The 13,506-nt window shown below is 70.6% G+C and carries 14 protein-coding genes; 5 read left to right on the top strand and 9 right to left on the bottom strand.

Translation table 11 applies throughout. The features are described 5' to 3' along the window. The first annotated feature begins 29 nt into the window (after nt 1-29). The 3 genes from menE to menD are packed head-to-tail and all read left to right on the top strand — an operon-like array spanning nt 30 to nt 3,669. A complete protein-coding gene (gene menE / locus ACQPXM_RS37035; RefSeq protein WP_432942647.1) occupies nt 30-1,097 on the top strand; it encodes an o-succinylbenzoate--CoA ligase in 1,068 nt (355 codons plus the stop codon). Beyond that, nucleotides 1,094-2,035 (top strand): o-succinylbenzoate synthase, encoded by a 942-nt coding sequence (locus ACQPXM_RS37030; protein ID WP_432942646.1) that lies wholly within the window; start codon nt 1,094-1,096, stop codon nt 2,033-2,035. The genes menE and ACQPXM_RS37030 overlap by 4 nt, the downstream gene beginning before the upstream one ends. Beyond that, nucleotides 2,032-3,669: a 2-succinyl-5-enolpyruvyl-6-hydroxy-3-cyclohexene-1-carboxylic-acid synthase gene (gene menD / locus ACQPXM_RS37025; RefSeq protein WP_432942645.1), complete on the top strand. Its 1,638-nt coding sequence runs from the start codon at nt 2,032-2,034 to the stop codon at nt 3,667-3,669. The genes ACQPXM_RS37030 and menD overlap by 4 nt, the downstream gene beginning before the upstream one ends. Here the strand turns inward: menD and mptB are convergent. The 4 genes from mptB to ACQPXM_RS37005 form a co-directional block, all read right to left on the bottom strand. Next, a complete protein-coding gene (mptB, locus tag ACQPXM_RS37020; RefSeq protein WP_432942644.1) occupies nt 3,563-5,053 on the bottom strand; it encodes a polyprenol phosphomannose-dependent alpha 1,6 mannosyltransferase MptB in 1,491 nt (496 codons plus the stop codon). The two genes, menD and mptB, sit on opposite strands and share 107 nt — an antisense overlap. A gap of 40 nt (nt 5,054-5,093) precedes the next feature. Further along, nucleotides 5,094-5,858 (bottom strand): ABC transporter permease, encoded by a 765-nt coding sequence (locus ACQPXM_RS37015; protein WP_432942643.1) that lies wholly within the window; start codon nt 5,856-5,858, stop codon nt 5,094-5,096. Then, nucleotides 5,855-6,856 (bottom strand): ATP-binding cassette domain-containing protein, encoded by a 1,002-nt coding sequence (locus tag ACQPXM_RS37010; protein WP_432942642.1) that lies wholly within the window; start codon nt 6,854-6,856, stop codon nt 5,855-5,857. Before ACQPXM_RS37010 ends, ACQPXM_RS37015 begins: the two co-directional genes overlap by 4 nt. An 87-nt stretch (nt 6,857-6,943) precedes the next feature. Continuing rightward, a complete protein-coding gene (locus ACQPXM_RS37005) occupies nt 6,944-7,564 on the bottom strand; it encodes a PadR family transcriptional regulator (protein ID WP_432942641.1) in 621 nt (206 codons plus the stop codon). Nucleotides 7,565-7,619: 55 nt separating this feature from the next. On the opposite strand from ACQPXM_RS37005, the gene ACQPXM_RS37000 reads away from it, so the two are divergent. Beyond that, complete coding sequence (locus tag ACQPXM_RS37000; RefSeq protein ID WP_432942640.1) at nt 7,620-8,450, top strand: GNAT family N-acetyltransferase; 831 nt, start codon at nt 7,620-7,622, stop codon at nt 8,448-8,450. Beyond that, complete coding sequence (locus ACQPXM_RS36995) at nt 8,447-9,286, top strand: GNAT family N-acetyltransferase (protein WP_432942639.1); 840 nt, start codon at nt 8,447-8,449, stop codon at nt 9,284-9,286. The genes ACQPXM_RS37000 and ACQPXM_RS36995 overlap by 4 nt, the downstream gene beginning before the upstream one ends. On the opposite strand, the gene ACQPXM_RS36990 is transcribed toward ACQPXM_RS36995, so the two are convergent. From ACQPXM_RS36990 to ACQPXM_RS36970, 5 genes are all read right to left on the bottom strand, one after another. Continuing rightward, on the bottom strand, nt 9,283-9,909 hold the full coding sequence (locus ACQPXM_RS36990; RefSeq protein ID WP_432942638.1) for a response regulator: 627 nt from the start codon (nt 9,907-9,909) through the stop codon (nt 9,283-9,285). The genes ACQPXM_RS36995 and ACQPXM_RS36990 overlap by 4 nt on opposite strands. Nucleotides 9,910-9,934: 25 nt before the next feature. Further along, entirely contained in the window at nt 9,935-11,071 is a 1,137-nt protein-coding gene (locus ACQPXM_RS36985) for a sensor histidine kinase (RefSeq protein WP_432942637.1), read from the bottom strand. Nucleotides 11,072-11,084: 13 nt separating this feature from the next. Next, nucleotides 11,085-11,870, bottom strand: a complete 786-nt coding sequence (locus ACQPXM_RS36980; RefSeq protein ID WP_432942636.1) for an ABC transporter permease — start codon at nt 11,868-11,870, stop codon at nt 11,085-11,087. Beyond that, entirely contained in the window at nt 11,867-12,787 is a 921-nt protein-coding gene (locus ACQPXM_RS36975; protein ID WP_432942635.1) for an ABC transporter ATP-binding protein, read from the bottom strand. Before ACQPXM_RS36975 ends, ACQPXM_RS36980 begins: the two co-directional genes overlap by 4 nt. Before the next feature lie 67 nt (nt 12,788-12,854). After that, nucleotides 12,855-13,472 carry an MBL fold metallo-hydrolase gene (locus tag ACQPXM_RS36970; RefSeq protein ID WP_432942634.1) on the bottom strand — a complete coding sequence of 206 codons (618 nt, stop codon included), beginning with the start codon at nt 13,470-13,472 and terminating at the stop codon, nt 12,855-12,857. Nucleotides 13,473-13,506: the final 34 nt, after the last annotated feature.

Raw genomic sequence — 13,506 nt, 5'->3', positions numbered from 1 at the left:
CTCGACGGAGTATGTCTAGTTTGCGTCTGGTGCCTGGCACGCCCGAGGCTGTCCTCGCCGCCCTGTCCGAGGTGCTGGAAGGCGCCGGCCGGCCGTTCGCGCCCGTGCCCCCGGAGCCGGCCGCCGCGGCGCGCGTACGGCGCGCGGCTGCGCCGGACGAGCCGCTGGAGGACGACTGCGCCGTCGTACTGACCACGTCGGGCTCCTCCGGTGAGCCGAAGGGTGTGCTGCTGTCCAGGGACGCGCTGATCGCCTCGGCGACGGCCACGCACGACCGGCTCGGCGGACCGGGGCAGTGGCTGCTGCCGATGAAACCCTACTTCGTCGGTGGGCTGCAGATCCTCACCCGCTCGCTCCTGGCCGGTACGACGCCCGTCGTGGCTGACGACCTGACGGCGGCCGCGTCGATGACGGGAGACCGGCGCTACACGGCTATGGTCCCGACCCAGCTCACCCGCTACCTGGACACCGCGCCCGACGCGCTGCGCAGCTTCGACGCGATCGTGATCGGCGGCGCTTCCATGGGCGACGAGCTGAAGGCCCGGGCCGCGGCCGCGGGCGTGACGGTCGTTCCGGCGTACGGGATGACGGAGACCGGCAGCGGCTGCGTGTACGCCGGTCTGCCGCTCGACGGGACCGAGCTGGCGCTGGACGACGGGCGCATCCTGATCAAGGGCCCGACGCTGTTCTCCGGCTACCGCCTGCAGCCCGCACTGACCAGAGAGGTGCTGCGAGACGGCTGGTTCCGCACGCAGGACCGCGGCCGGTTCGTCGACGGCCGGCTGGAGGTCATCGGGCGGGTGGACGACGTGGTGATCTCCGGCGGGGTCAACGTGACGCTCCCCGCAGTGCAGGCGCGCCTGCTCGAGCACCCGGACGTCGCGGACGCTGTCGTGCTCGGTGTGCCCGACGAGGAGTGGGGGAGTCGGGTGGTGGCCTTCGTGGTCGGCAAGGCTCAGCTGAAAGACGTCAGGGACTTCGTGGCCGAGACACTGCCCCGGACCTGGGCTCCGCGTGAGCTCGTCCGGCTGGACGCGTTGCCGATGCTCGGCTCGGGCAAGGTCGACCGGCAGCGACTGCTGCAGGGTGTCCGATGATCACCTACTCTCTCGGGCTCAAGAACAAGTTCCGCGGCATCACCGTGCGCGAGGGCATGCTGTTCGAGGGCCCGGCCGGCTGGGCGGAGTGGAGTCCCTTCCTGGACTACGACGACGCCACCTGTGTCGCCTGGCTCCGCGCTGCACAGGAGGCGGCTGTCGACGGCTGGCCCGAGCCGGTGCGCCAGCAGATCCCGGTGAACTGCACTGTGCCCGCCCTGGGTCCCGAGCGAGCTGCGGAGATCGTCCGCGCCTCCAATTGCCGTACGGCGAAGGTGAAGGTCGCCGAGCCGGGTCAGACCCTGGCGGACGACCTGGTCAGGGTCGAAGCTGTCCGGGACGCGCTGGGCCCGGACGGACGCGTCCGGATCGACGCCAACGGCGGCTGGTCGGTCGACGAGGCACTGCGAGCGCTCAAGGAGCTGTCGCGGTTCGAGCTGGAGTACGTCGAGCAGCCGTGCGCGTCGGTCGAGGACCTGGCGCTGGTACGACGGCGTACCGACGTACTGATCGCCGCGGACGAATCGATCCGGCGGGCCGAGGATCCCCTGCGGGTCCGGGAGCTGGAGGCGGCCGACATCGCCGTACTGAAGGTGCAGCCGATCGGCGGGGTCCGGGCGTGCTTGGAGATCGCCGAGCAGATCGGACTGCCGGTGGTGGTCTCGTCGGCGCTGGAGACTTCGGTGGGGATCGCTGCCGGCGTCGCACTGGCCGCTGCGTTGCCGGAGCTGCCCTACGCGTGTGGCCTGGCCACCGTGGCAATGTTCACGAGTGAGGTCGCCGCCGAGCCGTTGCTGCCGGTCGACGGCTTCCTGCCGGTGAAGAAGGTCGAGCCGGACAGTGCGTTACTGGCGGCGGCCACCGCGTCACCTGAGACCAGAGCTGTGTGGGAAGCACGGCTGGCCAGAGTCGAAGTACTGAAGGGGAGTGCCGAGTGAACCCGTCCACTGCGTTCGCGACCGTGGTCGTCGACGAGCTGATCCGGTGTGGTGTCCGGGAGGTCGTGCTCGCGCCCGGCTCACGCAGTGCGCCGCTGGCGATGGCACTGGCCGCTGCTGACCGTGAGGGCCGGCTCCGGCTACACGTACGGATCGACGAGCGTACGGCGGGCTTCCTCGCGCTCGGCCTGATCCGGGGGACCGGTCTGCCGGTGCCGGTGGTCACCACGTCCGGTACGGCGGTGGTCAACCTGCACCCGGCCGTGCTGGAGGCGTCGCACAGCGGACTGCCGCTGCTCGTGCTGAGCGCGGACCGGCCGCCGGAGCTGCGGGGGAGCGGTGCGAACCAGACGACCGACCAGCTGAAGGTCTTCGGCGGAGCGGTGCGGATGTTCCATGAGCTGGGTGTGCCGCGGCGTGAGGTGGGCCAGGTCGCGTACTGGCGGTCGCAGATCGCGCGGGCGGTCTCGGTCGCGGTCGGCGCTCGCAGCAACGACCCGGGCCCGGTCCAGCTCAACTGCGCCTTCGCCGAGCCGCTGGTGCCGACCGACGGACCGGACTGGCCGGAGTCCTTGGACGGGCGGCCCACCGGACCGTGGACCAGCGTGCGCGCGGCCGGCGGACAGCCGTCGTCGCTGGCGCCGGGGCCGAAGACCGTCGTGGTCGCTGGGGACGGCGCTTCACAGGCCGCGCGGCTGACCGCCGAGGCGGGGAACTGGCCGCTGTTCGCGGAGCCGTCGAGCCGGGCGCGGATCGGGCCGTCGGTCATCCCGGCGTACCGCCTGTTGCTTGGGGCAACGCAGTTGGCGGACGAGATCGAGCGGGTGGTGGTGTTCGGGCATCCGACGCTGTCGCGGCCGATCACCAAGCTGCTCGGCCGCCCCGACGTGGAGGTGATCGTCGTCGCGCCGACCGGCTCCTGGCCGGACGCCGTACGGCGAGCCGCGACCGTGCTGACCGGTCTGGAGGTCACCGGAGCCGACAGCACCGACTGGCTCGCGCGCTGGCAGCAGGCCGACCAGCTGGCCCGGCCGGCGATCGACAAGGTGCTTGCGGGCGGGCTGACCGGACCTGGCATCGCGGCGATCGTCGGCGAGGCCGTCGGCGCCGACGGGATGCTCGTGGTGGCGTCGTCGAACCCGGTGCGCGACCTGGACCTGGCACCCGTCGTACCGATCCGGACAGTGGCCAACCGTGGGCTCGCGGGCATCGACGGCACGGTGTCGACCGCCGTCGGCGCGGCGCTGGCGAACGGCGGTGCGACGTACGCGCTGATCGGGGACCTGGCGTTCCTGCACGACTTCACCGGGCTGGTGATCGGGCCGGCCGAAGCGCGGCCGGACCTGCGTGTGGTCGTGGTGAACGACGACGGCGGCGGCATCTTCTCGACGCTGGAGCAGGCCGGGTCGCCCGACTTCGAGCGGGTCTTCGGCACGCCGCACGGCACGGACTTCGGTGCCCTGGCAGCAGCGACCGGTACGCCGTACACGCTGGTGACGACGCCGGACGAGCTGCGGGCCGCGCTGGTCAGGACTGTTGCGGGCGTGGACGTGGTGGAGGTCCGGCTGCCGCGGCCGACCACGCTGCACCTGGAGTTGCAGGCTGCGGTGAACGAGGCGGTCGGGGCGCTCTGACCGGCTGAAGAGTGCGGAGCCGGCCGAGCAGGGTGCCGACGACCACGAGCACCAGCGACGTCGTCACCAGGATGGGGATGACCGCACCGCGCAGCGACGAGTTGAGCGGCGCGGCGATCGTCAGGACGAGGCTGACCCCGACCAACGCCGTCATCAGGCGCCGGCCGGGACGGGCGACGGCCAGGAACGGCAGGCACCACAGGAAGTACCAGTCGTGCGCGGTCGGCCCGAGCAGGACGACGGCGAGCATGGCGATGCCGACCGCACGGGCTGCCTGATGGATGTGGGAGCGCAGCCCGAGTACGGCGATCAGCCCGAGCGCTGTGAGGATGCCGAGCAGCCGGATGACCTGAAGGGCTTGCTGGGCTGCGTCTTCGGCGCCCAGCCAGTCCAGTACGCCGGACGTGCCCATGCCGATCAGGTTGGCGATCGACAGCGGGGATCTGACCAGACCAGGGACGTCCAGCGCGCTGAGCCAGCCTGAACCGACTCCGGTCAGCTCGCCGATGGTGACGAGGGTCAGGACTGCCAGGAACCCGGCGATGGCGAGGCTGGCGAGGCGTTGCAGGGCCCGGCCGGCCAGCGGGCTCATCACTGCGGCGATGGCGATGACAACCAGGCCGCCGGGCGCTTTGACCGCGGCTGCTGTGCCGGCGATGACTGCGGCGGTGCCCCAGTGGCCGGTGAGGGCTACGGCGAAGGCGGAGCAGGCCAGGCCGAGCATCAGTACGTCGTTGTGCGCCGCGCCGAGGCCGTGGGTGATGAGGACCGGGTTGGCGACCACCAGCCAGGTGGCGACCGCCGGGTCGACTCGGCAGGCCACGGCGATCTTCGGTACGGCCCAGGCGATCAGGACGATGCCGAGCAGCGCCAGTGCTCGATGGGCCAGCATGAGGACGTACGGGTTGTCGGTGAATTGAGCCGCGAGGCCGCCGTACGCGAGAGGTAGTGGACCGTACGGCGCTGGAGTGTCCATCCACATCGGGTCGACGGCCTCGACCACGCGGCCGGAGAGTGCGCCCGGGCCCACGCTGTACGGGTCGAAGCCCTTGGCGACCAGGGCGCCCTGCGCGGCGTAGCTCCACGCGTCCCGGCTGAACAGCGGCGGCGCGAGCAGCAGCGGCAGACTCCACAGGACGGTCAGCCGGATCAGCCGGTGGCGGACGCCCGCCAGGACTTCGCGGCCCACCTCGAGCCATGCCCAGACCATCAGCCCGAGCCCGAACACCATGAACGTCAGCCCGGTCATCCGCCCGGCCAACGAGTCCCGCAACGGCATCGACGCCACCCACGACGACGCCGGCACCACCGACGTCACCGTCGCCGAGACGGCCACGACCCAGACCCCCACCACCCCACGAACCACTGGCGAAGGAACCCGCATGGCCGGACCGTAGCCGCCTCAGGCGACGCCCCGATGAACCCTAGGCAGATTCCTTCCGGAACGTCCGGGCTCCGACGGTGAGACCGATGACCGTGAGCAGTACGACCCAGAACAGTCCCCACAGCGACGAACTGCTGGTGATGTCGCCCCGGAACAATGCCCGGACGCCGGTGACCACATGCTTGAGCGGGCTGATGTCCGAGAGCCGTTGCAGCCAGGTCGGCCCGATCTGCATCGGGAGCAGGATGCCGGACAGCAGCAGCAACGGCATCGCGATCCCGTTCAGCAGCGGAGCCAGCGCGTCCTCGCTCTTGGTGATCAGCGCGACCGAGTACGACAGTGAGGCGAACGTCGCCCCGAGCAGCGCGACGATCACCAGCGACAGCAGGACGCCGTCCCACGGCGCGCGCAGCCCCATCGGGATCGACACGACCAGCAACAGCACCGACTGCACCACCAGTACGACGACGTCGCGCAGCACCCGCCCGGCCATCAGCGCCATCCGCGACGCCGGCGTCACCCGGTCGGCCTCGATCACGCCGGCCCGGTACTCCGCGATCAGCCCGAAGCCGACGAACATCGCGCCGAACATGCCGAGCTGCACGATCAGTCCCGGAATGAACACCTGGTAGGCGTTGGTGGTCGCGCCCTGACTGATCTGCGCGGTGATCGGCTTCAGCAGCGGGCCGAACAGGAACAGGTACATCAACGGCTGGCTGAGCATCAGGATCGACCACATCGGGTTGCGCAGCGACAGCCGCATCTGCCGATGGAAGACGATCCAGGTTTCGGTGAGCACGGTCACGCCACGACCTCCTTCTGCTGAGCCGGCTCGTCCGCCGGTACGCCGGGGCTGTCGTCGCGCAGGGACCGCCCGGTCATGGTCAGGAACACGTCGTCCAGCGTCGGCCGGTGCACCTCCACGCCGTCCAATTCGATGCCCTCGGCATCGATCTGCCGCAGCAGCCCGGGCAGCACCGAACCTCCCCGCGGGATCCGGAAGTTCACCCCGTCGGCGTCGCTCTCGATCTCCACCGCGCCGTCCAGCTCCTGCACGATCCGCGCGACCGCCGGAGCCTGAGCGGGGTCGGCCAGGCCGAGCCGGACGCCGTCCCCGGAGACCTGCTGCTTCAGGGTCTCGGGACTGCCGGCGGCAACGATGCGGCCGTGGTCGATCACCATGATCCGGTCGCAGAGGGCGTCGGCCTCGTCCAGGTAATGCGTGGTCAGGAAGATCGTGGCGCCCCGGTCCCGCAGCCCCCGGATGTGCTGCCACAGGTTCGCCCGCGCCTGCGGGTCGAGCCCGGTGGTCGGCTCGTCCAGGAAGATCAGCTTGGGATCGTGGATCAGGCCCATCACGATGTCCAGCCGGCGCCGCTGACCGCCCGACAGGGTCTTGCACTGCCGCCGCCACAACCCGGGCAGGTCGAGCTCCTCGAACAGCCGCTGCCCGTCGGCGATCGCCTTCGCCTTGCTCACGCCGTACAGGCGGGCGTGGTCGACGACCTCGTCGCCGGCCACCGCCTCCGGCAGCGTCGAGCCGCTCTGCGGCACGTACCCGATCAGGCGGCGGACGCCGACCGGGTCGGCGGCCAGGTCGCAGCCCGCCACCGTGGCGCTGCCGCTGGTCGGCTTGATCAGCGTCGCCAGCATCCGCATGGTCGTCGTCTTGCCGGCCCCGTTGGGCCCCAGGAAGCCGACGATCTCCCCGTCGGCGACATCCAGATCCACCCCCTGAACGGCCTGCACCGGCCCGCGTTTGGTCTTGAAGGTGCGGACGAGTCCGCGAGCTTCGATCATCATGCCGACCAGGGTGCCGCGATCAACCTTGAATAGTCAATGTTGAATAATTGGGTAAAATGGGTCCTGGAAAGGGCGATCGGGGGTCGGTCAGGCCGGCGGCAGCGTGCGCCACTGCTCGGCGGCCTCCGGGCTGGGGATCCAGTCCTGGGGCTCGCCGGCGAACGCGTACTCGCCGGCCCGGACGCGGTCGCGGAAGCCGCGGGTCCACTCGAGTTCGCCGCGGTCGCGGGCGGCGGCGATGCGGAGCATCTCGACGACGTGGTCCGGCGTGCCGGGGTCCTTCTCGACCTGGCGCTCGTTGAACGGCGCGGCCTTCTGGTGCTGCTCCAGTTGCACGATCCGGGACTCCAGGGCGGCGATCACCTCGTCCCGCCCGAGCGACCACAGGAAGCTGAGCGCCGCCTGCATCTGGCCGGGCTGGAAGCCGTCGACCGTCCACAGCGCGTGCCGCAGCAACGAGAAGTACTCGGTCTCGCCGTCGGCCGTCAGCCGGTACGACGTCCGGCCGGGCTTGTCGCCCTCGCCCTCCTCGAGCTCCTCCAGGAAGCCGTGCTTGGCCAGTGTGCGCAACCCGGTGTAGATCGAGCCGGGATTGATGTTCGCCCACTGGTCCACGTTCCAGGTGAGCAGCTCGCGGCGCAGCTGGTAGCCGTAGGCCGGCTGGAAGATCCGGACGACGCCGAGCAGCATCAGCCGCGTGGTGGACATGAGACGCAGTGTAATTCGCACGCCTCTGTCGGCGGGCGGCACTAGCGTTACCCCCATGACCACGCGCGTGACCGACGATCCGGCCGAGTTCAAGGCCCTGGTGTTTCCCTTTCTGGAAAGGGATCCGGTGCTGCACACGGTCATCCTGACCAACGTCGAGCAGCGCGCCGCGGGCAGTGACCGCCGCGAAGAGGGCGACTCGGTCTTCGTCTCGGTGCACGACGCTGCCGGTGAGGTGGTCGGCGCGGCGATGCGGACGCCCGGCCGGTCGGTCTACCTCGGTGGGCTCGACCCGCAGTACGCCGTGGAGGTCGCGGACGTCTACGCCGAGCGCGTACCGGAGGCGGCCGGTGTCGCCGGGACCCGCGAGGCCGCCGAGGCGTTCGGACGGCGCTGGTCCGAGCTGGTCGGTGGGACCGCCAGGCAGATCAAGGGTTTCCGGCTGCACAAGCTGGAGGAGCTGAGCCGATTGCAGGCCGAGGGTGGTCCGCGCCCGGCCACCGACGACGAGGCCCAGTTGGCCGCCGAGTGGGTCGCGATCGACTTCGACGACGAGATCGAGGGCAGCAACCTGGTCTGGGCGGAGCAGCAGATCGCCGACGGCGCACTGTGGTTCTGGGAGGTCGACAGTACGCCGGTGAGCATGGTCGGCCACCACCTGCCGGTCTTCGGCGTCTGCCGGGTCGGCCCCGTCTACACCCCCGACGAGTTCCGCAACAACGGGTACGCCGGCGCGCTGACCGCCTACGTCACCGGCGAGATCCTCGCCGCCGGCCACCAGGCCTGCCTGTTCACCGACCTGGACAACCCGACCGCCAACAAGATCTACCGCCTGGCCGGCTACCGCCCGCTGGCCGACTTCGTCGACCTGAGATTCGACCGATGAGCCCGACCGTCCGGACGACCGCGGACCCGGCCGAGTTCAAGGCGATCGCTTTCGCTTTCCTGCAAGGCGATCCGGTGCTCAACTCGGTCCTGATCAGCAACGTCCAAGGCCGGATCGACGGGCTGATGTACGACCCGGCCCCGCCGGTCTTCCTGTCGGTCCACGACAACGATCAGGTGGTCGGCGTGGTCATCTGCACGGCGCTGCGCGGAGTCCTGCTCGGTGACCTGGCCGAGGACCTGATCCCGGCCGTGCTGCCGGCTGTGGCCGAGTCGGCGCCCGACGCCAAGTACGTCGAGGGCACCGCGACAGTCGCCAAGCCCTTCGCCACGCAGTACGCCGACCAGCTCGGCAGGCAGCTCACCGACGACCGTCTCACGCGTCTGCACCGGCTGGTCGACTTCGTGCCGCAGCAAGCGGACGGCTCCCCTCGCCTCGCGACCGAGGACGACGTGGACGACGTCGCGCGGATGATCGCGGGCTTCGGTGAGGACACCAGCGGGCGCCTCGGCGTCGAGGAGGAGCAGCGGTGGTCCCGCGGCCGGATCGGCGCCGGCCAGCTCTGGCTCTGGGAGAACGACGGCCGCACGGTCTGCATGGCCGGTCATCACGGCCCGGTCTTCGGCGCCGACCGGATCGGTCCGGTCTACACGCCACCGGCGGATCGCGGTCGGGGCTACGGGAGCGCCCTGACGGCGTACCTGACCCGCCGGATCCTGGACGGTGGCAACCAGGCCTGCCTGTACACGGATCTGGCCAACCCGACGTCCAACAAGATCTACGCCCGCATCGGCTACCGCCCGGTGGCCGACTTCGTCCGCTACCGCTTCAGTTAGATCCACCCGTGGGCGCGGGCGACGCGGGCCGCCTCGTGGCGGTTCGCCGTACCGAGTTTGCCGGCGGCTGAGGAGAGGTAGTTGCGCACGGTGCCGGGGGACAGGGCGGCGCGGCGGGCGATCTCTTCGACCGGGGCGCCGTCGGCGGCCAGTTCCAGTACGTCGGCCTCGCGGGCGGTCAGTGGGCTGTCACCGGAGCTGATCGCCTCGGCGGCGAGCTGGGGGTCGACGTAGCGGCCGCCGGTGTGGACGGTGCGGATGACGTCGGCCAGCACCTGGGCGGGGACCGTCTTCGGCAGGAACCCCCGCGCGCCGGCCGCGAGCGCCTGCTTGAGGTGCCCGGGGCGACCGTGGCCGGTGACGATCAGCGCGGCACACTCCGGCAGGTCCGTGCGCAGGACCTCCACGACGCCGATGCCACCTGTCGCCGCGGTGGCGCTGCTGAGCCCCGGCATCTGCAGATCGAGGACGGCGACGTCGGGCCGGTGCCTCCGGGCCATCGCCAGCGCCTCGTCGGCGGACGCCGCCTGCGCGACCACCTCGAGGTCGTCCTCCAGCGACAGCAGGGCGGCCAGCGCGGACCGGATCAGGTTCTCGTCGTCGGCCAGCAGCAGCCGGATCACGAAGCCCTCCAGAAGACCGGCCGGATCATGACGCCCTCGGCAACCGCGCCACCAGCTCGAACCACCCGTCCGCCTTGCTCTCGACACTCAACGTCCCCGACACCCCCATCAACCGCTCCCGTAGTCCCACCAGACCATGTCCAGTCTCGGTGACAGCGGCGCGGACGCCGTCGTTCGCCACTCGCAGTACGACCTCGCTGCCGACAGTCTCCAGCTCGATCCGGCACGTCGTGGCCTCGCTGTGCCGGATGACATTGGTCGTCGCCTCGCGGACCACCCAGCCGAGGGCGGTCTGGGTCGCGGCGGGCAGACCGGTGCCGTCGCCGATGACCCGGCACGTGATGCCCGCCGAACGCAGGACCGACTGGGCTCCGGCCAGTTCGGTGTCGAGATCCGTGGCGCGATAGCCGCTGACGACCGTGCGCATCTCCTGCAGGGATTCGTGCGCGATCCGGCGTACGTTGAGCATCTGGCCGGCCGCTCCGGCGTCGCCGCGCTCGGCCAGCCGGGCAGCGAGCTCGCTCTGCAGGGCGACCAGGGACAGGTTGCGGCCGAGCGCGTCGTGCAGGTCCCTGGCGAACCGCAGCCGTTCCTCCGCGACAGCCAGTTGCGCGCTGACCTCCCGCGACTTGTCGATCTCCCAGCCCAGCCGCAGCATCCACACCGACATCCGGCACGTGAACGCGAGCACCCCGATGCCGTACAGGTAGCTGAAGGCAGCGGGCAGATCGTCAGCCAGCAGCCCGATCAGCGCAGCGCCGCCGAGGACCAGGCCGAGCAGCGCCGAGAGCCAGAGCACCGGGGCCAGTACCACCGTCAGCGCCGCACCTGTCACCACCAGCCCGAGCGCCCACACCGGTGAGACCAGTACGCCGAGCGCCCCCAGGCCGATGGCGACGGCAACCAGTCGCCGACTCGGCCGCGGGCCGCCGAGGTATGTAGCGATCCCGGCCCGCAACAGCAGCAGTCCCGCCGCAGCGTGAGCGACTGTCACCAGCAGGAAGCAGACCAGGCGAAACCCCACCGGCTCGGCCGTCGACCCAAGCAGGAGAGCGGCGAACAGCGGCTCGGCCGCCACCATCGCGTACAGCGGCCAGCGAAGGCTGACGTCGAAACGCTCGGCGCGGCCGCGCTCACGCCACCACTGCCGGAGTGACCTCATGGCCGTCACCCTGTCATCGACGCGGTTCCCAGCGGAACCAGCGACGCGTCGCCCACGCTCCGAGAGCCGCCCAGCCCAGCAGCAGAAGCACGGCCGGTACGGCGTGAGCGAAGGAACTCGCCAGGCCGACTGTCCCGCCGTCGCGGGTGGTGCCGGACAGACCGAGCCGGAGCAGGTCGACAACCGGCGTGAGCGGCAGTAGGCGTCCGAGGTACTCCAGTGGTCCGGGCAGGTCGGCCAGTGGCACGTACAAACCGCTCAGTATCAGCAACACGAACATCACCGGGGCCGTGACGACCTGGGCCAACTCCACGGTCGGAGCGAGCGCCGTGCTGGCTGCTGCCAGCAGTACGAAGACCAGAGTGCCGAGGAGAACCGCCATCAGGACCAGCAGGAGGTTGACCGGGGCGTCCAGCGTGAACCAGATCCCCGCAGCCACTGCGGACAAGGCGATCTGTGTCCAGGCGATCACCGCCGACGGCATCGCCGCACCGGCCAGGATCTCCAGGTCGGACATCTCTCCGGTTCGCAGCCGCTTGAGCACCAGTTCCTCGCGGCGCGCGACCAGAGCGGTCACCAACTGGTAGTAGACGAACAGATCGAGCGCGACCGCCGTGACCGCGGTGACGACGGCAGTACCGCTGTTCGCACCGACCACGACCTGCAGCTCGGGCGACGACCGCAGGACGAGAATCGCGCCGATTGGCAGCAACAAGGCCGTCAGGATCATCAGGGCGTTCCGCCACAGCAGCACGCCCTCGGCCCGGCCCAGCGACCCGATCCGGGCGACGGCGCTCATGCCGCCACCTCGTCGCCGGTCTCGGCGATCGCCAGATAGGCCTCCTCGAGCGAGGCCGGCCGAGCGACCAGCTCGTGCAGCCGTACGCCGCGAGCATCCGCCCAGGCGAGCACGGCGGACAGCGTGCCCTGCAGGTCCTCGGTGTCCAGGACCACGGCAGATCCGTTGACTGAGGCAACTACTCCCGGCAGCGATGGCAACGGTGCGGCGGCCGCGAGCCGGAAAGAGATCCGCGCCGGGCGAGTGGCGGCGAGTTGCTCCGGTGTCCCGAAGCCGACGATCCGGCCGGCCCGCAGGATCGCCAGCCGGTCGGCGAGCTCGGCGGCCTCGGCCAGTTGGTGCGTCGTCAGCAGGATCGTCGTACCGGTGTGGAGGAGGTCGGAGATCAACTGCCACGTGTGCTTGCGGGCGGCCGGATCGAGACCGGCGGTCGGCTCGTCGAGAAACAGGACTTCCGGCTGCCCGAGGATCGCCAGCGCCAGGCCGAGCCGTTGCTGCTCGCCGCCCGACAACTGCCGGATCCGGACCTGCTGCCGCGACGTGAGCCCCACGAGCTCCAGCATTTCCCCGACCGGGCGGGGTCTGGTCAGCGTGCCGGCCCAGGCTTTCGTCGTCTCGGCGACGGTCAGGTCGGCGGCGAACCCGCGGGCGTGCAGCATGATCCCGATCCGCGACCGGATCAGGCGCCGGGCCCGGAACGGGTCGTGCCCGAGCACCTGAACGGTCCCGGACGTCGGGCGGGCCAGCCCGGCGAGCACCTCCAGCGCGGAGGTCTTGCCCGCGCCGTTGGTTCCGAGCAGCGCGAACAGTTCACCCCGCCGTACGGCCAGGTCGATGCCGCGGACGGCCTCGTGACCGGCCCTGCCGCCGAAGCGGCGGGTGAGCCGCTCGGCCCGGATGACAGCTGATGGGTCCATACTTCTCAGCCTGCGGCCCGCAGCGGCTCCCGGCGGATGTAGCTGTCACCAGTAGTGGTGACAAACGTCAGTTGATCTCCAGCGAGTCGCCGGGGTTCAGCCCGTGGTACGGACGGGCGTCGTCGTTCAGGAAGCGCTTCATGATGCCCTGGCCGATCGGGCTGAGCAGGGCGTCGTGGATGCCGACGGTCTGCTGCGCGGGCAGCGCGCGGATGTACTCGACGGCCGGCGGCAGGGCGAACCACGGGCCCGAGATCGGTACCAGGTTGGTGTGCACCTGGCGATCCGGGCGGGTGAACGAGTCGCCCGGGTGGTAGACCGCGTCATCGACCAGGAAGCCGACGTTCTGGCAGGGAACACCCAGCTCCGGCAGGATGATCGCGTGGTCCTTGCCATAGGCACGGATCGAGAACCCCGCGGCCTCGAAGGCCTGGCCGTCCTCGACGACGTGCACCCGGTCACCCAGTTCGGTCAGCTGCGCGGCGACGCCGGCGTTGGTGTAAACCGGCGCATCGAGCGACTTGATCCGCTCGACGTCCAGGTGGTCGGGATGCTCGTGGGTGACCAGGATCGCGTCCGCGGCCTCGAACACCACGTCCTCGCTGAACGTCCCCGGATCGATCAGCAACACCTTGCCGTCCTTGTCGAACCGGACACAGGCGTGCGTGTACTTGGTCAGCTTCACGGTCGGACTCCCGATGGAAGGGTCAGATTCCCAG

Origin of the sequence: Kribbella sp. CA-253562, from assembly GCF_050942265.1 — a bacterium.
Taxonomy (GTDB): Bacteria; Actinomycetota; Actinomycetes; order Propionibacteriales; family Kribbellaceae; genus Kribbella.
The sequence above is the reverse complement of the archived record's forward strand: the minus strand, read 5'-3'. Positions and strand labels throughout refer to the sequence as shown.